General features: G+C 64.7%; 21 protein-coding genes, 1 pseudogene and 1 riboswitch. Of the genes and pseudogenes, 4 read left to right on the top strand and 18 right to left on the bottom strand.

The features are described from left to right. Positions 1 to 118 precede the first annotated feature (118 nt). The 3 genes from B4400_RS24695 to B4400_RS15865 all read right to left on the bottom strand — a co-directional run bounded on the left by B4400_RS24695 (position 119) and on the right by B4400_RS15865 (position 2,339). Complete coding sequence (locus B4400_RS24695; protein ID WP_170915024.1) at positions 119 to 256, bottom strand: hypothetical protein; 138 nt, start codon at positions 254 to 256, stop codon at positions 119 to 121. A 233-nt stretch (positions 257 to 489) separates the two neighbouring features. Continuing rightward, a riboswitch (M-box (ykoK) riboswitch) is annotated at positions 490 to 658 on the bottom strand. A gap of 70 nt (positions 659 to 728) precedes the next feature. Further along, on the bottom strand, positions 729 to 1,883 hold the full coding sequence (locus tag B4400_RS15870; RefSeq protein ID WP_078312004.1) for an SPFH domain-containing protein: 1,155 nt from the start codon (positions 1,881 to 1,883) through the stop codon (positions 729 to 731). Positions 1,884 to 1,913: 30 nt separating this feature from the next. After that, positions 1,914 to 2,339, bottom strand: coding sequence for an NfeD family protein (locus B4400_RS15865; RefSeq protein ID WP_078312003.1), 426 nt, complete (start codon positions 2,337 to 2,339; stop codon positions 1,914 to 1,916). Between the two features lie 65 nt (positions 2,340 to 2,404). Here B4400_RS15865 and B4400_RS15860 point away from each other — a divergent pair, with 65 nt between their 5' ends. Next, positions 2,405 to 3,232, top strand: coding sequence for an Rv1486c family protein (locus tag B4400_RS15860; RefSeq protein WP_078312002.1), 828 nt, complete (start codon positions 2,405 to 2,407; stop codon positions 3,230 to 3,232). Here the strand turns inward: B4400_RS15860 and B4400_RS15855 are convergent. The 9 genes from B4400_RS15855 to B4400_RS15815 form a co-directional block, all read right to left on the bottom strand. Then, positions 3,229 to 4,251 (bottom strand): ferrochelatase, encoded by a 1,023-nt coding sequence (locus B4400_RS15855; RefSeq protein WP_078312001.1) that lies wholly within the window; start codon positions 4,249 to 4,251, stop codon positions 3,229 to 3,231. The genes B4400_RS15860 and B4400_RS15855 overlap by 4 nt on opposite strands. 17 nt (positions 4,252 to 4,268) lie before the next feature. Next, on the bottom strand, positions 4,269 to 5,078 hold the full coding sequence (inhA, locus tag B4400_RS15850; protein ID WP_078312000.1) for an NADH-dependent enoyl-ACP reductase InhA: 810 nt from the start codon (positions 5,076 to 5,078) through the stop codon (positions 4,269 to 4,271). A gap of 75 nt (positions 5,079 to 5,153) precedes the next feature. Then, on the bottom strand, positions 5,154 to 5,900 hold the full coding sequence (gene fabG1, locus B4400_RS15845) for a 3-oxoacyl-ACP reductase FabG1 (protein WP_078311999.1): 747 nt from the start codon (positions 5,898 to 5,900) through the stop codon (positions 5,154 to 5,156). 74 nt (positions 5,901 to 5,974) lie between these two features. After that, positions 5,975 to 6,985: a VWA domain-containing protein gene (locus tag B4400_RS15840; RefSeq protein ID WP_078288051.1), complete on the bottom strand. Its 1,011-nt coding sequence runs from the start codon at positions 6,983 to 6,985 to the stop codon at positions 5,975 to 5,977. Further along, positions 6,982 to 7,953: a DUF58 domain-containing protein gene (locus tag B4400_RS15835; protein WP_078311998.1), complete on the bottom strand. Its 972-nt coding sequence runs from the start codon at positions 7,951 to 7,953 to the stop codon at positions 6,982 to 6,984. The genes B4400_RS15840 and B4400_RS15835 overlap by 4 nt, the downstream gene beginning before the upstream one ends. Then, entirely contained in the window at positions 7,950 to 9,095 is a 1,146-nt protein-coding gene (gene moxR1 / locus B4400_RS15830; RefSeq protein ID WP_078311997.1) for a chaperone MoxR1, read from the bottom strand. The genes B4400_RS15835 and moxR1 overlap by 4 nt, the downstream gene beginning before the upstream one ends. Positions 9,096 to 9,279: 184 nt before the next feature. After that, on the bottom strand, positions 9,280 to 9,966 hold the full coding sequence (locus B4400_RS15825) for an NlpC/P60 family protein (protein WP_286142112.1): 687 nt from the start codon (positions 9,964 to 9,966) through the stop codon (positions 9,280 to 9,282). A 74-nt stretch (positions 9,967 to 10,040) separates the two neighbouring features. Further along, on the bottom strand, positions 10,041 to 11,486 hold the full coding sequence (locus B4400_RS15820) for an NlpC/P60 family protein (protein ID WP_078312081.1): 1,446 nt from the start codon (positions 11,484 to 11,486) through the stop codon (positions 10,041 to 10,043). Between the two features lie 316 nt (positions 11,487 to 11,802). Next, positions 11,803 to 12,360, bottom strand: coding sequence for an Rv1476 family membrane protein (locus B4400_RS15815; protein WP_078311995.1), 558 nt, complete (start codon positions 12,358 to 12,360; stop codon positions 11,803 to 11,805). A gap of 255 nt (positions 12,361 to 12,615) precedes the next feature. Between B4400_RS15815 and acnA the strand changes: the two genes are divergently transcribed. Genes acnA through B4400_RS15800 form a run of 3 tightly spaced genes read left to right on the top strand, consistent with a single transcriptional unit; the run spans position 12,616 to position 16,541 of the window. Further along, a complete protein-coding gene (gene acnA, locus B4400_RS15810) occupies positions 12,616 to 15,438 on the top strand; it encodes an aconitate hydratase AcnA (protein WP_212566655.1) in 2,823 nt (940 codons plus the stop codon). A gap of 16 nt (positions 15,439 to 15,454) precedes the next feature. After that, entirely contained in the window at positions 15,455 to 16,027 is a 573-nt protein-coding gene (locus B4400_RS15805; protein ID WP_078288046.1) for a TetR/AcrR family transcriptional regulator, read from the top strand. After that, positions 16,011 to 16,541 (top strand): DinB family protein, encoded by a 531-nt coding sequence (locus B4400_RS15800; protein ID WP_078311993.1) that lies wholly within the window; start codon positions 16,011 to 16,013, stop codon positions 16,539 to 16,541. Before B4400_RS15805 ends, B4400_RS15800 begins: the two co-directional genes overlap by 17 nt. Here the strand turns inward: B4400_RS15800 and B4400_RS15795 are convergent. The 6 genes and pseudogenes from B4400_RS15795 to trxA form a co-directional block, all read right to left on the bottom strand. Continuing rightward, positions 16,538 to 17,101 (bottom strand): annotated as a pseudogene (locus B4400_RS15795) (hypothetical protein); the annotation flags it as partial. The gene B4400_RS15800 and the pseudogene B4400_RS15795 sit on opposite strands and share 4 nt — an antisense overlap. Positions 17,102 to 17,185: 84 nt before the next feature. Then, positions 17,186 to 17,830 carry an AMIN-like domain-containing (lipo)protein gene (locus B4400_RS15790; RefSeq protein ID WP_078311992.1) on the bottom strand — a complete coding sequence of 215 codons (645 nt, stop codon included), beginning with the start codon at positions 17,828 to 17,830 and terminating at the stop codon, positions 17,186 to 17,188. Between the two features lie 64 nt (positions 17,831 to 17,894). Further along, positions 17,895 to 18,077, bottom strand: coding sequence for a helix-turn-helix domain-containing protein (locus B4400_RS15785; protein WP_078288042.1), 183 nt, complete (start codon positions 18,075 to 18,077; stop codon positions 17,895 to 17,897). A 116-nt stretch (positions 18,078 to 18,193) separates the two neighbouring features. Then, entirely contained in the window at positions 18,194 to 19,822 is a 1,629-nt protein-coding gene (locus B4400_RS15780; RefSeq protein ID WP_078311991.1) for an ABC-F family ATP-binding cassette domain-containing protein, read from the bottom strand. A gap of 38 nt (positions 19,823 to 19,860) precedes the next feature. Then, positions 19,861 to 20,670: an enoyl-CoA hydratase gene (locus tag B4400_RS15775; RefSeq protein ID WP_078311990.1), complete on the bottom strand. Its 810-nt coding sequence runs from the start codon at positions 20,668 to 20,670 to the stop codon at positions 19,861 to 19,863. A gap of 66 nt (positions 20,671 to 20,736) precedes the next feature. Continuing rightward, on the bottom strand, positions 20,737 to 21,090 hold the full coding sequence (gene trxA, locus B4400_RS15770; RefSeq protein WP_078311989.1) for a thioredoxin: 354 nt from the start codon (positions 21,088 to 21,090) through the stop codon (positions 20,737 to 20,739). Between the last annotated feature and the right edge of the window lie 50 nt (positions 21,091 to 21,140).

Raw genomic sequence — 21,140 nt, 5'->3', positions numbered from 1 at the left:
GAACCAATACGCTCCGACCGCCCAGCGGGCGGCCGAAGCGTATTGGGCTCGAATGAATTCCGAATGTCCACGCACTGTGAATCGGCTGTGCGTGGCTGCGATGGCAGCACCCTGAGGGCTACCGCGTTGGGTGCGCCCCTAGCGACGCCGAAACAACCGCAAGCGGCGAGTAGGCCAGCTGCAGATTGGCGCGCTCTTGCGGGGTCAGCCGGCGCCGTGTCCACACCCGACGTACTGCGTTGAATGTTGTGCTCATGATCGGACTCCTTTTTAGGGAAGCCGCATACCCGAACGCAAGCGTCAAAAGTATTGACTAAAGCGAGGTTTCACCCTCGTACGAGCAGCAAGGTATGCGGCAGCTGTTGTCTATGCGGACTGTCTCCGGATATCACGGTTGTGCCTCACCTCCTTGCCGTCGGGGCGCACGCGGGCGCCTGCTGTCGGAACAACGACCACAAGAGAGAAATACCGGACAACGACGTCGCCCGGCACGCACCCCTCTCGTCAGGGCTTCGGCACTACGTGACGTGTCCGCTCGCGGAAGCCACTTCGGGTCATCCCTTAGTCCGGGAAGACCTGTCCTAACCTTGGGCGTCTCTCGACGTCGTCAGATCAGTGGCCTGTATTCACGTAGGAGCCTCACCTAGCAAGGTGCTGAACCGATACCCATGATGGGCCGGAGGAATCTGCTTGTCAAGGCGACTACGCCGGTGCCGACACTGCGGGTGTCATGCCCCCGGTAGTCCGTGACGGCTCGTTGGGTCGATCGCGGGATCCGCGGCACCGATTTCCTGGGCCGCGGATTGCGCAGCGGCCACTGCCGCAGCGACTTCGGGAGTGGTCTTGGTTTCGAACCACCCGGCAACCTCTGCGGAGTCATCCTCGGGACGCTCGGTGGACTCATCGTCCGGGGACGGTTCATAGCGGAACACGCCGTCAGATCCTGGGGCACCCAGCAGCTTGGTGAACCCCTGTAATGCCGAACCAAAGTCACTGGGAATGAGCCACACCTTGTTGGCTTCACCCTGGGCCATCTTCGGTAACGTCTGTAAATACTGGTACGCCAACAACTCTGGAGTCGGCTTACCCGATTTCACTGCGGCAAAGACCTTTTCGATGGCCTTGGCCTGGCCCTGCGCCTGTAGATATTGGGCGGCACGCTCACCCTCGGCACGGAGGATGCGGGACTGGCGTTCACCTTCGGCGGCCAGGATCGCCGACTGCCGGGAACCTTCAGCGGCGAGGATCTGGGCCTGCTTCTGCCCCTCTGCCGACAGGATTGCCGCCTGCCTGGCACCTTCGGCCGACAAAATCATGGCGCGCTTCTCACGGTCGGCCTTCATCTGCTTTTCCATCGACTCCTGCACGGAGGGCGGTGGATCGATGGATCGCAGCTCGACGCGGGCGACGCGCAGGCCCCAGCGTCCGGTGGCCTCGTCGAGCACACCGCGCAACTGACCGTTGATCTGATCACGCGAGGTCAGCGTCTGCTCCAGCGTCATACCACCGACCACGTTGCGCAGCGTCGTGGTGGTGAGCTGTTCCACACCGACGATGTAGTTGCTGATCTCGTACACCGCAGCTTGCGGATTGGTGACCTGGAAGTAGACGACGGTGTCGATGTTCACCGTCAGGTTGTCCTCGGTGATCACCGGCTGGGGAGGGAAGGACACCACCCGTTCGCGCAGATCGACCTTGGCCCGGATACGGTCGACGAACGGCACCAGGATGGTCAACTGCCCGCTCACAGTCTTCGAATACCGCCCCAGGCGCTCGATCACCGCGGCCTCCGCCTGCGGGACGAGTGCCACGGACTTCAGCACGATGGTGACGCCCAGGATGATCAAGACGATCAGCACAAAGGCTCCGGCAGCTACTCCCATACCCGTACTCCTGTCACTGAGGTTACTGCGCTAGATCTTCTCGACAACCGCCGTCGCACCGTCGATCTGAACAACCGTGACCGTCTCACCCTGTTCGAATCGACCCGACTTCTCCAGGCTGCGGGCGGACCACATCTCTCCGCCGAGCCGAACCAGCCCATGGACGTCATCGACCGGTTCAATCACGATGGCACTCTTGCCCTCCAATGCCCTGGCATTGGTATGCAGGACCGGGCCTGCCGTCAGTCGTTTCCGCAGCGCCGGACGCACACCGACCAGCAGAATCACCGCGCTGATGACGAAGACCAGCCCCTCGGCCCACAGCGGCATGTCGAACGCCCACCCGGCACCGGCCGTGACCAGCGCCGAACCGCCCAGCATCAACAGGAACATGTCACCTGTCATCAGCTCGGCGGCCGCGAGCAGGATGCCTGCGACGAGCCACACAATCGGCATGGCTCCACATTAGACCGCGTGGGCAACTGGTGGGGGCGGATACGGAGCCTTAGACTGCGAGCACTATGGCGAATCCGAGTGTGTCCCTGGCGGTGTGGGCAAGCGCGTGGCTGGCGGGCCGCGCGGCGCCGGACGACGTCATCGACGCCCTCATCGCATGGGCGCCAAGACATTTAGTCACCGCGTACGACGCCGTCGCCGCCGGCCACACGGGTCTCTCGTGGCCAGATATGGACGATAACGGCCCCATCGGCCTACTGCAGACGGTCCGTACCGCGACCGGTCAGCCGCACGGCTCGCCCGATATCCATGTGATTCTGCCCGCACCCGGCGACCCTCGGGGGCTGCCCGCCAACACCCAGTTTCAGCGTGATGCGATGGAGGCAAGCGAGGCGATTGTGCTTAGCGATCGCCAAAACAATTCCACCCCAATTGGATTGGTTCCCGCCGTGGAGTACGACGAGGACCGCGGCGAGACGGTCGGCCTATCCTGGACGGTGTATTCGCTCCCTGCCCGGATCCCCGCACAAGCGGTCCCGGACCTCGGCGAGGCCGAATATCAACTACGCCAGGCAGTCCGAACCGCCACGGCGACACTCAGCCGCGTGGACCGGGTTGTGGGCCCAACGGACGCCGACCCTCGCTCCCTGGTCGAAGATGTGCTGTCCACGCTACGCGGGCACCGCCTGCCGGACTACGCGCCACACCGGGCGGTCCGCGTGCTCGATTCAGCCAACCAGGTTGAGGCCATTGCCACGGCAGCGGCTGAGATCATGGAGTCACCCGGGGCGCTCGACGACGGAACGGTCGCCGACGCGTTACGCCCTCTCGTCATTCTGGTGCGCGAGGCGCGGATGGCCGCCGCGGCCGCCATCATCGGCGCCGCGCCCTAGGCCTCCGGCCGGCCGCAGCACAGGGGCGAACACGGGGCGCCGTTCACGCTGAACCCGTATCCCGGGACCGGATTCTTGCCCGCCGCACGCAGCGGGGCCTGGCCATCTGCGATCTCAGCGATCAGGTCCACAGCGATGCGCGCGAATCGCTCGTCCGCCCCCGGTGTCCCCGCCCGCGCGAACTCGATGTCGTGCGCGGCCGCGTACTCCTGCGCCTCGTTGTCCAAGTCCCACACCACCTCCAGGTGGTCCGACACGAATCCGATCGGCGCCACAACCACGGATCGGATTCCTCGATCTTTGAGTGCCGCAAGATGATCAACAATGTCCGGCTCCAGCCATGGCACCTGTGGCGGGCCCGAGCGGGACTGCCACACCACGTCGTAATCCTGATATCCGGCGGCATCGGCGACCAACTCGGCGAGGTAGTGCACCTGGCGGCTATAGAGCTCGGGGCCGTGCCGCTGGTCGGCGGCTATCGGGATCGAATGCGCGGTGAACACCAGCCGAGGTGCACCCTGCAGGCCCGAAGCCGCGGCGACGACCGCCTCGGCGTACAGCTGCACCAATGCCGGGTGGTCGAAGTACTGACGAAGCTTCACCAACTCGGGCGCCCCGTCCCCCACCGCGGCGCGGGCCCGGGCGATATCCTCTACGTACTGCGTGCATCCCGAGTAGCCACCCCAGGCAGAAGTCGTGAAGACGGCAGCCCGCTGAATCCCTTTGTCGCGCATATCGGCAACGGTTTCTTCCACCATGGGATGCCAATTGCGGTTACCGAAGAACACCGGCAGCGGGCGCCCGGCCAGTTCTAGTTGACGCGAGATCTCCTCGATCAGCGCTCGATTGATTCCGTTGATCGGCGAGACGCCGCCGAAATGGAAGTAGTGCCCGGCCACTTCGTCGAGACGTTCCGGCGGAACCCCGCGGCCGCGCGTCACGTTCTCCAGGAAGGGCCGAACTTCCTGCGGCCCCTCGGGACCACCGAAGGACAGCAGGAGCACAGCGTCGAATAACACGGCCGAATGTCCGCTGGTCAGAGCAGCTGTGTGTGCGCGCCACCGTCGGCGAAGATGATGTCGCCGGTGGTCGCGGGCAGCCAATCCGAAAGCAGGGCACACACGGTCTTGGCGACCGGTGTGGGGTCCTTCATATCCCAGCCGATCGGGGCACGCTGGTCCCAGCCGTCCTCAAGCACGCTCATCTGCTTGCCGGCCTCATCGCCCAGTGCACCGCCGACGATCGCACTCATGGCGAGCGTCCGAATAGGACCGGCCGCAACAAGATTCGAACGAATGCCAGCAGCGCCCGCCTCGCGCGCGACGAACCGGTTGACCGATTCCAGTGCGCTCTTGGCCACGGTCATCCAGTTGTAGAACGGCATCGCGCGGGTCGGATCGAAGTCCATGCCCACGATGCTGCCGCCGCGGTTCATGATCGGCAACACTGCCTTGGCCAGCGATGCGTAGGAGAACGCCGAGATGTGGAAGCCCTTGGACACGTCCTCAAACGGCGCCTCGAAAAACGGATTCAAGCCCATGCCGGTCTGCGGCATGAAACCGATGGAGTGCACCACGCCATCGAGCTTGTTGCCTTCGCCGATCACCTCGGTGACGCGCTCGGCAAGGCTGTCCAGGTGCTTCTCGTCCTGCACATTGAGCTCCAGCAGCGGCGCCGGCTCTGGAAGGCGCTGAGTGATGCGTTCAATGAGGCGCAACCGGTCGAACCCGGTGAGCACCAGCTGTGCCCCCTGTTCCTGCGCGACCTTTGCGATGTGGAATGCGATCGACGAATCGGTGATGATGCCCGTCACCAGGATCCGCTTGCCCTCAAGTAGCCCTGCCACGATTCTCCTTAGTTGTGTTCTCGCTCGTCGTACTGCTCGTCGCGCATGCGGCGCATCGCCGCGGAATTCCCGTACCTAGTGGCCCATGCCCATGCCGCCATCAACCGGGATGACCGCACCGGAGATGTAACTGGCATCTTCGGACGCCAGGAAGCTGACCACCCCGGCGACCTCGGCCGCAGTGCCCACCCGCTTGGCCGGGATGAACTCGAGTGCGCCCTCCTGGACCCGCTCATCGAGCGCGCGGGTCATCTCGGTGTCAATGAAGCCAGGCGCGACGACATTGGCGGTGACGCCCGCCTTGGAGAGCTCCCGGGCGATCGAGCGTGCCAGGCCAATGACGCCGGCCTTGGAGGCCGCATAGTTGGCCTGATTGCCGATTCCCCAGGTGCCCGAGACCGAACCGATGAAGATCATCCGGCCGAAGCGCTTCCGCTGCATAGTGCGCGAGGCACGCTGCGCGACCCGGAACGCCCCGGTCAAGTTCGCGTTGATGACCTGCTCAAACTTCTCCTCGGTCATCCGCATCAGGAATGCGTCCTGCGCGATACCGGCATTGGACACCAACACCTCGACGGGGCCCTGGTGCTCCTCGACCTCTTTGAAGGCCCGGTCGACGGCGGCGTTGTCGGTGACATCGCACTCCACCCCGAACAGGCCCTCCGGCACACCGGACCCGCGGTGGGTCACCGCCACCTTGTGTCCGTCGTCGGCAAGACGCTGCGCGATCGCCAGGCCGATACCCCGGTTACCACCGGTAACCAGGACAGAACGAGAGACAAAGGCGGGACGGACGACGCTAGCGCCCAGAGCATCAGACATGAGAGTCAATTTATCGTCTTCTTAGACTTTGGCCTAACCGACTGGCCCAACCGAACCGCCGGGCGGACACCGAATCAGTTGGGTAGACGCCGGTTGATCACTAGCCCGACGAAGGCCGCCGCGAGCACCAGCAACGCACCCAGGCGCAACCACCCGACGCTGGCATCGCCGCGGATCGTCTCGTACCCAATCTGCTGCTGCAGGTTGGCGTACACCTCCTTGAGCTGGCCGAGCGTAGACGCCGTGTAGGTTTCCCCACCCGATAGCTTGGCCACCTTCTCCATCATGTCGGGGGCGTACGGGACGTTCTGACGCTGCCCGTTGATCTCGACGTACCCGTCCTTGGTGCCGAACGCGATCGTCGAAATCGGCACCTGCTGATCCTTGGCGGTACGCGCCGCGGTGTAGGCACCCTTCGGATTGTCGGGGTTCGACGGAACCGTTTCCTTACCGTCGGACATCAACACGATGCGCGCCGGAGGCGCCTTGTCACCGCCGCCGATCACAGCACCCACCGTCGCAATGGCCTGCAGTGCCGTGAAGATGCCCTCACCGGTGGCGGTGCGATCCGCGAGCTGCAGGTTATCCAGGGCGTTTACGGTGGCGTCCCGGTTGGTCGTGGGTGAGACGAGCACTGTCGCGGTGCCGGCATAGGCGATGAGGCCCAGGTTGATACCCGGGGTGAGATTGCGGGCGAATTCCTTACCGGCTTCCTTCGCGGCGCCCAGGCGACTGGGAGCGACGTCGGTCGATTCCATGGACCGAGAAACGTCGATAACGAGCATCACCACAGCGCGGTTGCGCGGAATCCTCACGTCATGACTCGGGCCTGCCAGCGCGATGGTCAGCACCAGCAGGCCGACCACCAGGAGCGCTGTCGCCGCGTGCCGCCAGGCGCGAGGCCGAGTCGGGGCCACCGAGTCCAATAGCTCGGTGTTCGCGAAGCGCAGCACGCGCTTCTCCCGCAGATACTGCGCAAACACATACAGCCCGACCAGCGCCGCCACCAGCAGTAGTACCAGGAAGAACCACGGGTGGGTGAAGCCCGTGAGAGTCATCGGCCCGAAGAACGGCAGATCGCTCATCGAGCCCCCGCCCCCGTCCCGGCCACCGCACCACGGCGCTGTTGGGAGACAAATCTCACGATGTCGTTAATCCAGTCACGGTCGGTCCGCAGGCTCAAAAGCGGTGCACCGCAACGGCGCAATGTGCGTGCCACCTCTTCATGATGCCTGGCCGCTGCCTGTTCGAAGTCCCGGCGAAGATTCTCATCGATCCGGTACTCCTTGGTGACTCCGGTCTCGGCGTCCTGCAACAGCACCTCGCCGACGTCTGGGAGCTCCATGTCGCGGGGATCGAGGACCTCGATGCCAAGCACCTCATGGCGGGCACCGATGGCGCGCAGTGGCCGCATCCAGTTGATGGGGCCAAGGAAGTCGCTGATGACGACGGCCATGCCACGGCGGCGCTCCGGCCGTCGCAATGCGTCGATCGCCAGCGACAGGTCGCCCCGGACACCCAATGGCGCCTTGGGCATGGTGGCGATGCTGCGCAGGATGTCCTGCTCGTGAGCGCGTCCGGAGCGCGCCGGTAGCCGAACAATCTTGTCCCCATTGGCAATCAGCGCACCGAGCCTGTTGCCGCCACCACTGTTGAGGAAGATGATGGCCGCGGCCGCCGCGACCGCAAGGTCGCGCTTCTCGCAGTTAGTCGTCCCGAAGTCCAGGCTGGCCGACATGTCGACCACGAGCCACGTCTCCAGCTCGCGGTCCGCGATCATCTGGCGGACGTGCGGGCTGGTAGTCCGCGCGGTCACTGACCAATCCATCCGGCGCACGTCGTCACCGGGTTGATACAGCCTGGACTCCCCCGGCTCCGATCCCGGGCCGGGAATCAGACCGAGGTGGTTACCGTGCAGCACCCCGTCGAGCTTGCGACGGATCTTCAGTTCCAAGGTCCGCAGCGCCGCCGACAACTGCGGATCACGGATCTCGCCCCGACGCAGGGACGGGATGTCTACCGGCCGGGCGTTGCCCGGACTGGGTGTGCTCACCTGGGCGCGGCGTTATGGGTGGCCGGGACCGGGCCGTTTGTCCCCACCATCGCCGGCTGCACCGAATGTCCTTGCTGTGGAACGGCATTCACCTGCGGCAGGCCAACCGTCTGCAAAATCCGGTTGATCGCGGTGTCGGCGGAAACCTCGTCGGCCAGCGCGTCGTAGCTCATCACCAGGCGGTGGCGCAGCACATCCGGGATGACCTCGATGACGTCCTGTGGGATCACGTAGTCACGCCCCCGCACCAAAGCCAGTGCCCGGGAGGCCGCGATGATGCCCAGCGAGGCACGCGGGCTCGCGCCGTAAGAGATCCAGTTGGCGACGTCGCCGAGCCCGAACTGCGCGGGATTGCGGGTGGCCGAGATGACCCGGACCACATAGTCGACCAGGGCGTGGTGCACAAAGTTGTTGGCCGCGAGGTCCTGCAAGCGCAGCAGCGCGTCAGCGGACAGGATCTGCTTGGGCTCCGGCGGCGTGACACCCATCCGGTAGATGATCTCGCGCTCTTCCTCAACGGTCGGGTAGTCGACGTTGATCTTGAACAGGAAACGGTCGCGCTGAGCCTCGGGCAGCGGGTACACGCCCTCGTTCTCGATGGGGTTCTGCGTGGCCATCACCAGGAAGGGCTTGGGCATCGGATAGGTCTTGCCGCCGATAGAGACATGCCGTTCGGCCATGACCTCGAGCAGTGCCGACTGCACCTTGGCGGGCGCACGGTTGATCTCGTCGGCCAGCAGGAAGTTGGCGACCACCGGTCCGAGCTCGGTATCGAACTCCTCCTTGCCCTGGCGGTAGATGCGGGTACCGATGATGTCGGTGGGCACCAGGTCCGGCGTGAACTGGACACGGGAGAACGAGCCGCCCACCACCTTGGCGAAGGTCTCGACCGCCAGCGTCTTGGCAACGCCGGGCACACCCTCGAGCAACACGTGTCCCTTGGCGAGCAGGCCGACGAGAATTCGCTCGACCAGTCGGTCCTGGCCCACGATGACGCGCTTGACCTCAAAGATGGCGCGCTCGAGGTTCTGCACCTCGGCGGCCAGGGCCGGTGATGTCGGACCCTGCGGGGCGTGCGGCGCGGGACCGGCGCTTCCGCCGGAGTACCCGGCACCTCCCCCTGGTGACCCTGGTGATGACATCAACTTCCCTCCGGCTCTGCCTGACGATTCCGTGCTATTTCGGTGGCTTCTTGGTGGCCATGTGCATATGAGCGGCACCCAGCCCTGGGCGGCGCCTCCGGTCCACTATTCCAGCATCCCGGGATTTGGTCCACGTACCCGTTCGCTGGCGCGCCGTTCTAGCTCACCCGAAGGATCAGAAGAGCTACCACGCGATGATGCGCACGGCATAGGGAGTCATGCCTCCGGTGCGCACGGGCGACACCGTCACCTTCTCCGCGCTGCCGCTGGCTTCCAGCATCTGACCGTTGCCGAGGTAGATCACCACGTGCTGAGAACCGCCCGGGCCGTAGAACAGCAGATCGCCGCGCTTCGCCTGCGAGACAGGAATCTTCTGGCCCGCGTTGTACTGATCACCCGAGTATTTGGGCAGCTTCACGCCGGCTGCCGCGTAGGAGAACATGGTGAAGCCGGAGCAGTCATAGCCCACCTTGCCGGCGTCGTAGTCCACGCCCCCGCTGGGCCCGCGCACGGTGCCGCCACCCCACGAGTACGGGACACCAAGCTGCGTACCGCCGCGCTGGATCACCGCTTCCACCGCCTGACGGCCGTACACGAGTGGACGTCCGGCTCCCGCAGACGCGCGGTTACCGCCGATGCCCAACGCACCCAGCGCGGTCTGTCCGACCCCCATCACCCCGTTCATGATCTTCGTGGGGTCGGCGCCCTGACTCGGCCCCGCGAAGGGCAGTGTGTTGTCCCAGTCGCCGCCCGACGGGTTCAGCCCGAGGGCGTTCAGGAAGGCAGTGCCAACATTCGGGCTGATCGGGTTGTCATCGGCTGAGGCCCGCGGGACACCCATGAACAGCACCAGTGCGACAGCGATCCCCACCGCGAGGGCCGCACGCACGACGAAGAGGCCCTGAACTTTGAGCAATCTGGTCGTTTTCGCTGTGTTCACAGGTTCTACCACTCAATCAATCGGGTTACGAAGGGCGTCATGCCGCTGGTGCGAACCGGCGACACCTTGACCACATCGCCGGTGTTCGGCGCTTCGAGCATCTGACCGTTGCCGAGGTACAACGCAACGTGCTGGCTTGCGTTGGGGCCGTAGAAAATCATGTCGCCGCGCTTCATCTGCGCACTGGGCACCTTGCGCCCGGAGTTGTACTGATATCCGGTGTAGTGCCTGAGTCTGATGCCGACCGCGGCGAACCCGTACATCATCAGTCCAGAGCAGTCATAGCCGACAGTATTTGCACCCGAGTCGATTCCGCGGGTCGGACCGTTGTAGGAACCACCACCCCACGAGTACGGCGTGTTCATCGCGCTACCGGCGCGGGCGATCACCCGCTCCACATTCTCCCGGCCGTAGACCTTGGGGAGGTACTCGCCACCCTCGCTGGAAGCCGCCGCCGCCGGGGCAGCTTTGGGGCAGAACATTCCGATCACACCGCACACCGCGGACTGGCCGACGTTGGCTGCGGTGTTGCCGATGCCCAACACCATGTTGATGGTCTGCGTCGGATCGGTCGGCACGTTGGCGCTGGCGATCATCGGAAGCGTGGTATCCCATTGGCCACCGGCTGCGGCAGCAGGAGCCGGCCCCTCGGTCCACTCGTTGCCATTACCCGCGATGGCGGCACTCGGATTGACCACCCGGGCGGTCGCCGTCGACGCCGCGAACTCCGGCCCACGGGCGGCGGCTAGCTGCGCCTCGGCGCTCTTCTTCTTGGCCGCCAACTCCGACGCGGTTCCGCGCTGCGCTTCGAGCTTCTTCTGTACATCCTTCATCGCCGACACCAGGTCGTCCTGCTGCTTCTGTGCGTCAGCGGCGGCCTGGTCGGCCTTCTCCTGGATGGCCCGCGCCTGCGATTCCTTGTTGACCTGCTCTGTACGTGCGCGGCGCAGGTTGTCCATGACGGTCTGCGAGCTCGCCTCGACACTCTTGGTCACCGAGGCCAGACGCACCACGTCGTCGGGGCTGGTAGCGGTCAGGTACGAACCCGAGGGGCCGGCCATGTACGTGGCCGCGGCCATCCGGTCGAACTTGCCCTGCGCTTCGACGATCGCGCCATTGGCGGTGTCGACGGCCTGCTGCCCCTCTGCGACCGCCTGGGCTGCTCCGGCCGCCTTGTCACGCGCGTCCTGAAGATCGACCAATCCCTTGTTGATGGACTCCTGTTGGGTCTGCACGTCAGCGGTGAGCTGTTCGATCTGCTGGTTGGTGTCGGCCAGTTGACTGATCAGCGAGGCCATGTCATTGGGTTCTGCGGACGTGACCGCAAGGGTGTTGGGCCACATCATCAGACTCGCGGCCATCAGCGAGGGCACGACCAGGGCGACTGCCACGGTTCGTTTGCCACGCACCGCGAAACGGTCCGCGAAATGCTGCGGGACTGTCCGTTTCATTCGGTCTGCCGTCTCCTCGATCTTCGGCGCTCGGCGAGCCTTCTCGGTCATAGCGGCCCTTCCCCGACACGCTCCCAGTTGTCACATAAGACGCACTAACCACTTTGGCGCCACTTGCACCGTACGTCACTTTGGCAACTAATGAAACTTTAGTCACAAATTACATATGTGTAATTAATTGGCCACTGACAGGCAATTGCAGAGACGCCTTCGGGCGGTTAATTGACCTGAATTGAATATCGGCAGATCATCCGGGTTCCATACTGCGCGCGGCTATTTCGTGGCGAAACAGGCTGCGCGAATGGTTTGCAAATCGTTACTTAACCGAGTCATTCGCAAATCGGCCGCGCAGGAGTGTAATTCCCGTGCAGACCGCGGCCACGAACAGGACAAGCACAATGGTCAGCGCGGTCCACGAGAAGTGCTCACGCCCGAGCTCGTCTACGAAGTTGTTGGCGGAGAGCACCGGATTGCCGGTCTTGGCGACATCCTGCCCAGCCTCCAACGTCACCCTGTCGAACCTCGCACTGTAGGTACCGGCGTACGACGGGCTAATGACGAGGATCGTCGCGTCCGGATGGTCCTTGCCGATCTCGGTGGCGATATCGCGCAGCGGTGTGTCGATCCAGGGATTACCGGGAAGCGAGATGACCTTCAGGTCGATGTTCTTGGCATGCGCCTTCGCGACGACGTCCTTCAATCCGGGGACATCCGCGGCGGGGGCGGCCACGCCATCCTCGTTGACATCCGCGCGCGCCATCTCCAGGCACTTGGCCGACCAGCCCATCGGATCGGTACCCGCGGTCTGGACGGACACGCCCACCGCCTGGCAGAGCTCGGCGGGGATGATGGTCGGCAAGTGCTGCGGCGTCACGCGATCAATCTAACCCCCACCGTGCGCGGCGTTGCGCGCGCAGACACGCCGCATTTTGCGTGCATATCGGCACCCACTACGAAGATGACGAGTGCCAGCGCGGGAACGGGGTGTGAAATTTGGGCATCCCCCTTATTACGGGACAAGCGTACTGTTAGACTGAGGACGGAAGGCAGCCATCTGCGGTGGCGCCTCCGGAACCCCGCCTGGCACAGCCCGCCGGCGGGTGGCCTTCGAGCGAGCTTTGGAGCTGATGTGACTAGCAACGAATCGGTGAATTCCTTCGGCGCACGCGGCACTCTGCAGGTTGGTGACGAGTCGTATGAGATCTTCCGACTGAACGCCGTACCCGGTACCGAGAAACTGCCGTACAGCCTGAAAGTGTTGGCGGAGAACCTGTTACGCACCGAGGACGGCGCGAACATCACCAAGGACCATGTCCTGGCGCTGGCCGACTGGGACCCCTCGGCGGAGCCGAGCGTGGAGATCCAGTTCACCCCGGCCCGGGTGGTCATGCAGGACTTCACCGGCGTGCCCTGTGTCGTCGACCTGGCCACCATGCGTGAGGCCGTCTCCGCACTCGGCGGTGACCCCGACAAGGTCAACCCGCTGTCCCCCGCCGAGATGGTCATCGACCACTCGGTGATCCTCGATGTCTTCGGCACTGCCGACGCCTTCGAGCGCAATGTGGAGCTCGAGTACGAGCGCAACGCCGAGCGCTACCAGTTCTTGCGTTGGGGCCAAGGCGCTTTCGACGATTTCAAGGTCGTCCCCCCGGGCACCGGCATCGTGCACCAGGTCAACATCGAGTACCTGGCCCGGACCATCTTCACGAGGAACGGGCAGGCCTACCCGGACACCTGTGTGGGCACCGACTCGCACACCACGATGGTCAACGGCCTCGGCGTCCTTGGCTGGGGTGTCGGCGGTATCGAGGCAGAGGCCGCCATGCTCGGCCAGCCGGTCTCGATGCTGATCCCGCGCGTCGTCGGCTTCAAGCTCACCGGTGAGATCCAGCCGGGCGTCACCGCCACCGACGTGGTGCTGACCGTCACCGACATGCTGCGCAAGCACGGTGTGGTGGGCAAGTTCGTCGAGTTCTACGGCAAGGGTGTGGCCGAGGTGCCACTGGCCAACCGCGCCACGCTGGGCAACATGAGCCCCGAATTCGGCTCTACCGCAGCGATCTTCCCGATCGACGACGAGACCATCAACTACCTGCGCCTGACCGGCCGCGACGATCAGCAGCTGGCGCTCGTCGAGGCGTACGCCAAGGAACAGGGCATGTGGCACGACGCCGATCACGAGCCCGCCTTCTCGGAGTACCTGGAACTCGACCTCTCCACCGTCGTGCCGTCCATCGCCGGGCCCAAGCGTCCGCAGGACCGCATCGAGCTGTCTGACGCGAAGAACGCCTTCCGCAAGGACATCCACAACTACGTGGAGGAAAACCACCCCGCACCGCACACCCAGCTCGACGAGGCGGTTGAGGAGTCGTTCCCGGCCAGCGACACCGCGGTGCTGTCCTTCGCCGAGGATGACGCGGTCATTCCGTCGGCAGCCAATGGTGGCGAGGGCCGCCCGTCCAAGCCGGTCAAGGTGACCTCCGCCGAGCGCGGCAACTTCGTTCTGGACCATGGCGCGGTCGTGGTCGCGGGCATCACCTCCTGCACCAACACGTCCAACCCGTCGGTGATGCTGGGTGCCGCACTGCTGGCCAAGAAGGCCGTCGAGAAGGGTCTGACCACCAAGCCGTGGGTCAAGACGAACATGGCCCCCGGGTCGCAGGTCGTCACCGACTACTACAACAAGGCTGCGCTGTGGCCATACCTGGAGAAGCTGGGCTACTACCTGGGCGGCTACGGCTGCACCACGTGCATCGGCAACACCGGCCCGCTGCCCGACGAGATCTCCAAGGCCATCAACGACAACGACCTGTCGGTGACCGCGGTGCTCTCCGGTAACCGCAACTTCGAAGGGCGCATCTCCCCCGACGTCAAGATGAACTACCTGGCCTCCCCGCCGCTGGTCATCGCCTACGGCATCGCGGGCACCATGGACTTCGACTTCGACACCGACCCGCTCGGCCAGGACCACGACGGTAACGACGTGTTCCTCAAGGACATCTGGCCGACCGCCTTGGAAATCGAGGAGACCATCGCCTCGTCGATCAACCGCCAGATGTTCACCGACTCCTATGCCGACGTCTTCAAGGGCGACGAGCGCTGGCGCGGACTGCCCACCCCCGAAGGCAACACCTTCGAGTGGGCCGACACGTCCACCTACGTGCGCAAGGCCCCGTACTTCGACGGGATGCCACTGGAGCCCACGCCCGTCACCGACATCACGGGAGCGCGCGTACTCGCCCTGCTCGGCGACTCGGTGACCACCGACCACATCTCACCCGCGGGTTCCATCAAGTCGGGCACCCCGGCCGCGCAGTACCTCGACGAGCATGGCGTGGACCGCAAGGACTACAACTCGCTGGGTTCGCGTCGCGGTAACCATGAGGTGATGGTGCGAGGCACCTTCGCGAACATCCGGCTGCGCAACCAGCTCCTGGACGACGTCTCGGGCGGTTACACGCGCGACTTCACCCAGGAGGGTGGTCCGCAGGCCTTCATCTACGACGCTTCGGTGAACTACCAGAAGGCCGGCATTCCGCTGGTCGTGCTGGGCGGCAAGGAGTACGGCTCCGGATCCTCGCGTGACTGGGCCGCCAAGGGCACCCGCCTGCTGGGCGTCAAGGCCGTCATCACCGAGTCCTTCGAGCGCATCCACCGGTCGAATCTGATTGGTATGGGCGTCATTCCGCTGCAGTTCCCGGCCGGAGAGTCGGCGGCCTCGCTCAAGCTCGATGGCACCGAGACCTACGACATCAGCGGTATCGAGAAGCTCAACGAGGGTTCGACGCCCAAGACCGTGCACGTGACCGCGAAGAGACTTGCAGAAGACGGCACTGTGTCTTTCCAGGTCGAGTTCGACGCGGTGGTCCGAATCGACACCCCCGGTGAAGCCGACTACTACCGCAACGGCGGCATCCTGCAGTACGTGCTGCGGAACATGCTGGCCGGCTAGAAACGGCTGACCAACAGTGCCGCGCGTTAGCGAGGATCACCTCGCGGCTCGTCGCCGCCAGATCCTCGATGGCGCGCGGCGCTGTTTTGCCGAGTATGGGTACGACGGTGCCACCGTGCGCCGCCTGGAGCACACCATCGGCATGTCGCGGGGGGCGATCTTCCACCATTTCCGCGACAAGGACACCTTGTTCTTCGCGCTCGCCCGCGAGGATGCCGAGCGGATGGCGAACGTCGCCAGCCGCGAGGGCCTGGTGCAGGTGATGCGCGATATGCTGGCCGATCCGGATCAATTCGATTGGCTGGCAACGCGTTTAGAGATCGCCCGCAAGTTGCGCAATGATCCCGAATTCCGGCGGGGCTGGAACCAGCGTTCCGAAGAGCTCAACACCGCCACCTTGGCACGGCTACAACGCCAGAAGAAGGCCGGCCGACTGCGTGAGGACGTGTCCAGCGAGGTGATTTTGGGCTATCTGGATCTGGTGCTCGACGGCCTGGTGGCACGCCTGGCCGCCGGTGAATCCACCGAAAGCCTCAGCCGCGTGTTGGATCTCGTCGAGGATTCGGTGCGCCGTGCCGATCACGCCTGACTCCAAGGACTGGACCTGGGTCCTCGAACGCCCCTGCGGTGAATGCGGATTTGATCCCGCCGCAACATCATTCGCGCGGATACCGGATATCGTCCGGGATAACCTGAGGGCCTGGCAGCGGGTGCTGGCCCAGCCCCGGGTGCGGGTACGCCCCGACGAGCAGACCTGGTCGGCGCTGGAGTACGGAGCGCACGTCCGCGACGTGTTCCGCATCTTCCTGACCCGGCTGCAGCTCATGCTCGCCGAGGACAACCCCTTGTTCGAGAACTGGGACCAGGACAAGACGGCCGTCGAGGACCGGTATGCCGAGCAGGATCCACAGGCGGTAGCCGTCGAACTCGCCGCGGCGGGCGAAGCCATCGCCGCCGCCTTCTCCGATGTGCCCGAGTCGGCCTTACAGCGACGCGGGAGACGAAGCAACGGTTCGATTTTCACCGTCGCGACACTGGGTCTGTACTTCGTGCACGATCCGGTGCATCACCTGCACGATGTTTCCCGCCTGCCTGCGGATTAGTGCGGAAAGTCGATGACGGCCCGGGCGGGCGTGTCGGCGATGTACACGACTGGGCATTTGGGCGCCTGTGCCGCGACCTTCCACGCCATCACGCCGTTCTTGTTTTTGAAGATGTCCGCGTCCTGCATGAGACGAGCCGATCGGACCACCGCAGAGCCGGGAGGCGCTCCGAGATCATCGGGTTGCGGAAATGACTTCACGTGCCGGTTCTCGGGATTGTCGACGGTCCCCATGATGGTGTCGTGTGCCGCCGCGCCGCGGAATGCCACCGCGTATCCCCCGTCGACCGGTGTGACCGAGAATGGTGGGGCCTGCCAATAGGTCACCGGCCCTACCGGCGGCGCCAGCTTGTCCGCTCCGAAGCTGAACGTCACCCTGTCCAGGTCATCGAGAGTTTCGATGCGCACATCGTGCAGGATATTGGCATAGTTCTCGGCGCCGCCGTCGGTCACTATCGGGCACGCGGGTGCGGCCGCCGCCTGCGGGGCACCCACGAGCGGCCCGACTACCAGTACAAGTGGTACCAGGTATCGATACATGGTTAGCGAATGTACGGCGTTCGACGCCGTACCGCTGGCGTTCGACCGGGGATTGTCCCCCGTGGCTAACCGTGGGCCGGGCGATGGTGCCCGGTCACAAACCCCTTAGTGCGGCAGATCCACCACCAGCCGAGGCGGATTGGTCAGCGTGCTCACCTCGGGGCAGCGCTGTTTATTCAGACCCAGCGCCCACCGAACCTTCCCCTCGAAGTCCTCGCCTTGCTTGGCCTCGGCCAGGATCGGGAAATCCTTCGGCTTGATCTCGCTCGGGCCCGGATACGAACGGATGGGCTTATCAGTCTCATGCGCGGACGCCCCGTCGAACAACACGCCGAGCAATGCGCTACCGGCGACGATGACGTTGTCTCCCTTGGGCCCCGCCGAGACGCTGGCCGGGCTGTCCACCGAGTACTTGGGAACCACCAGCTGATCGAGCGCCACCTTGTTCTTAGGGTCAGCCTTGGCATCCGGCCCGAATTCGAAAGTGACCCTGTCGTAGTCGTCCTGCTTACCCACGCGGACGTCGCGCAGCAGAGTGGCCACATTCTTGCCGCCACCGCCGCTGACCGTCTCGCAGGCCGTGACGCGGAACGTCTCGGGGGCAGGTGTTGAGGTTTGCGGCAGCGCCGTCGTCGTGGCCACGGGCGACACCGAGTCGCCCAGCCGGCGCACCTCACCGGCGCAACCGGATGCCGTCATGGCCGCCAGCACCAGCACACCAATGTTCCGGATACCGCCTTGTCCTCGCATCGCATAACGGTAGCAACAATTGGCACCCGAAAGCTCAACGGGCACACTGCGTGTCGAACGCCAGTTACGCCTTGCGGCCGCGCCGATTCGGGCCACCGCGCCCGCGTAGGGTGGCACCCGATTCCACGAGAGCGCGATGCACGTAACCATACGACCGGCCCGTGCCCGCGGCGAGCGTACGAATGCTCGCGCCCTTCTCGTATGCCGCTTTCAGCTCGGCACGCTCCTCGTCGCGTGTTTTGGCCATCGCGACCTCTCTCCCGACTCCATGCCGCTGCCCCTGTGGACGGCTCGACCCGGTTGCACCATAGCGCAAATGTGATCACGCAGGTGCACGAGACGCGGATGGCGTATGAGAAATGGTCAGGCCAGCTCGATGAGGTCCCGGTACTCGTCCGACCAGTAGTCTTCGGTGCCATCCGGCAACAACACAACGCGTTGTGGATTCAATGCTTCAGCGGCTCCCGGGTCGTGTGTGACGAGAACGACCGCCCCCAGGTAACTGCGTAGCGCGTCCAAAACCTGTTCGCGTGAGGCGGGATCCAGGTTGTTGGTCGGCTCGTCGAGCAGCAGCACATTCGCGGTCGAGGCCACCAGACCCGCCAGGGCCAGACGGGTCTTCTCACCGCCGGACAGCGTCCCAGCCGGCTGTTCCAGCTGCGGGCCACTGAACATGAACGCACCCAAGATTCCGCGCAGCTCCTGCTCCCCCGTATCCGGGGCGGCATGACGGATGTTCTCCCACACCGTCGCGTGATCATCCAGGGTGTCGTGCTCCTGCGCGAAGTATCCGAGCTTGAGACCATGGCCCGGCTCCAGCGCGCCGGCATCCGCGGTCTCCGCGCCCGCCAGCAGGCGCAGCAGCGTCGTCTTCCCCGCGCCGTTGAGCCCAAGAACCACGACGCGGGAACCACGATCGATGGCCAAATCCACCCCGGTGAATATCTCCAGAGACCCGTAGTTCTTGGTCAGCCCCTTGGCCACCAGCGGCACCCGCCCACACGCCGCAGGCGTCGGGAACTTGATACGGGCCACCTTGTCGGCCACCCGCTCTTCGTCGAGTCCTGACAGCATCTTCTCGGCGCGACGCAACATATTCTGCGCGGCAACGGCTTTGGTCGCCTTGGCGCCCATCTTGGCCGCCTGGGTACGCAGGGCCGATGCCTTCTTCTCCGCGTTGGCCCGCTCGCGCCGACGGCGCTGCTCATCCAGCGACCGCGCGTCCAGATACTTCTGCCAACCCATGTTGTAGACATCGACCTCGCCGCGAACGGCATCCAGGAACCACACCTTGTTGACCACATCGGCCAGCAGATCGACGTTGTGACTGATCACCACGAGCCCGCCCTCGTGGTTCTGCAGGAAACCGCGCAACCAACCGATCGAGTCCGCATCGAGGTGGTTGGTCGGCTCGTCGAGCAGCAGCGTCATATTGGACCCAGCGCCACCCTCAGCCGCGCCGAACAGAATCCGGGCCAACTCCACGCGTCGCCGCTGACCGCCCGAAAGCGTGCGCAGCGGCTGGACGAGCACCCGCTCGGGCAACCCGAGGCTTGAACAGATGCGGGCTGCCTCACTCTCCGCGACATACCCACCCAGCGACGAGAAGCGCTCTTCCAGCTGCCCATAACGGCGAATCGCCTTATCGCGCTGATCCTCGTCGGCCAGCTCCGCCATCAGCGTCTGCTGCTTCTCCAACTCGCTGATGATGGTGTCCAGGCCACGCGCCGACAGCACCCGATCGCGCGCCAGCAGGTCCAGGTTCCCTTCCTTGGGATCCTGTGGCAGGTAACCGATTTCACCGGTCCGAGACACCGACCCGGCGTACGGCTCGCCCTCGCCTGCCAGAATTCTCATCGAGGTGGTCTTGCCGGCCCCGTTACGCCCCACCAGCCCGATGCGGTCACCGGGCTGGATGCGTAACGCGGGGCCCGGCGCATAGACGAGTGTGCGGGCGCCGGCGCGGACCTCGAGGTCCGTCGCGGTAATCACTACTTACTCCTTGAATGCTGTGTGCGCGTCTCGCGCCGTCAGCGCTTGTCTCTGAACGCCGCCGCCCGCTTTTCCTTGCGCGCGGCGGTGGCTTCTTCGAAGTTGTCGGTGAGCAGCCGGACATAGAGCTGGCCCAGGCCCTCTTGATGCATGTGACTTTCCAGGCTAGCGGCGTCCAGCCCACTCCAAATGGTGCGCTTGGTCAACTCGATCCCTGGACGGGAGAACCCGGCGATGCGCTCTCCAATCGCGTAACACTCTTCCAGTAGCGATTCGGAGGGCACCTTGCGGGATACCAAACCGATGCGCTCTGCCTCGTCCGCGTCGACATCGCGGCCGGTCAGCATGATGTCCGAAGCGCGGGACGTGCCGATGGCGCGCGGCAACAGGTAGCTCAGCCCCAGCTCGCTGGCTGTCAGTCCGTTGTTGATACCGGCGGCCCGGAAGTAGGCGGCCTCGGATGCCACCCGAACGTCGCAGGCCAGCGCCAGGCACAGACCGCCACCGATGGCGGCGCCGTTGATGGCGGCGATCACCGGCTGGTGCATGCGGCGCAAGGTGAGGATGACGTCGTCCAGCAGCTCCATGGATCGCAGTGCGATCGTCGGCTGGGTCAGCCCTCCGATGTGCGGAATGGGCCCCGCGGACTTCTGATCGGCGCCCGAACAGAACCCCTTACCGGCCCCGGTGATGATGACGGCGCGCACGTCGTTGTCGTGGCTGATGTCGACCAGCATCTGCTTGAAGGGCAGCATCACGTCGAACGCCATGGCATTCATCCGCTCGGGCCGGTTCAGGGTGACCAGGGCAATATCCGGGCGCGGACGATCCACCAGCACGAAACTCATGCGTCCATATAACCGACCCCGCCGGATTGCACCAAATCGTTTCTGTGCGGCGACGCCCTTCGGGTGTTACGCCTCTTGTTCGCGCAGCGCCGCCTCAACGTCCAGCTCGCGAACCTTCTGCACCAGATCGGCCAGCGATGCGGGCGGCAGCGCACCGGGCTGGTTGAACACCAGCTGGCCCTGCTTGAACACCATCAGAGTCGGAATGGAACGGATGTTCGCCGCCGCCGCCAGAGCCTGCTCGGCTTCGGTATCCACCTTCGCGTGGACGACATCAGGGTTCTCCTCCGACGAGGCCTCGAAGACAGGCCCGAACTGGCGGCACGGTCCGCACCAGGAGGCCCAGAAATCGACCAGCACGATGTCGTTGTCGTGGACCAGGTCATTGAACGCGTCAGCGGTGATGTCACGTGTTGCCATGTCGTCCTCAACGTTGCCGGGGTGCGCGATGTTCCGTCGCCACTCAGTAC

The sequence above is a fragment of the Mycobacterium sp. D16Q13 genome (assembly GCF_002013375.1).
Lineage (GTDB): Bacteria > Actinomycetota > Actinomycetes > Mycobacteriales > Mycobacteriaceae > Mycobacterium.
Note: the sequence above shows the minus strand (reverse complement) of the source record. Positions and strands in the feature narration are given on the sequence as shown.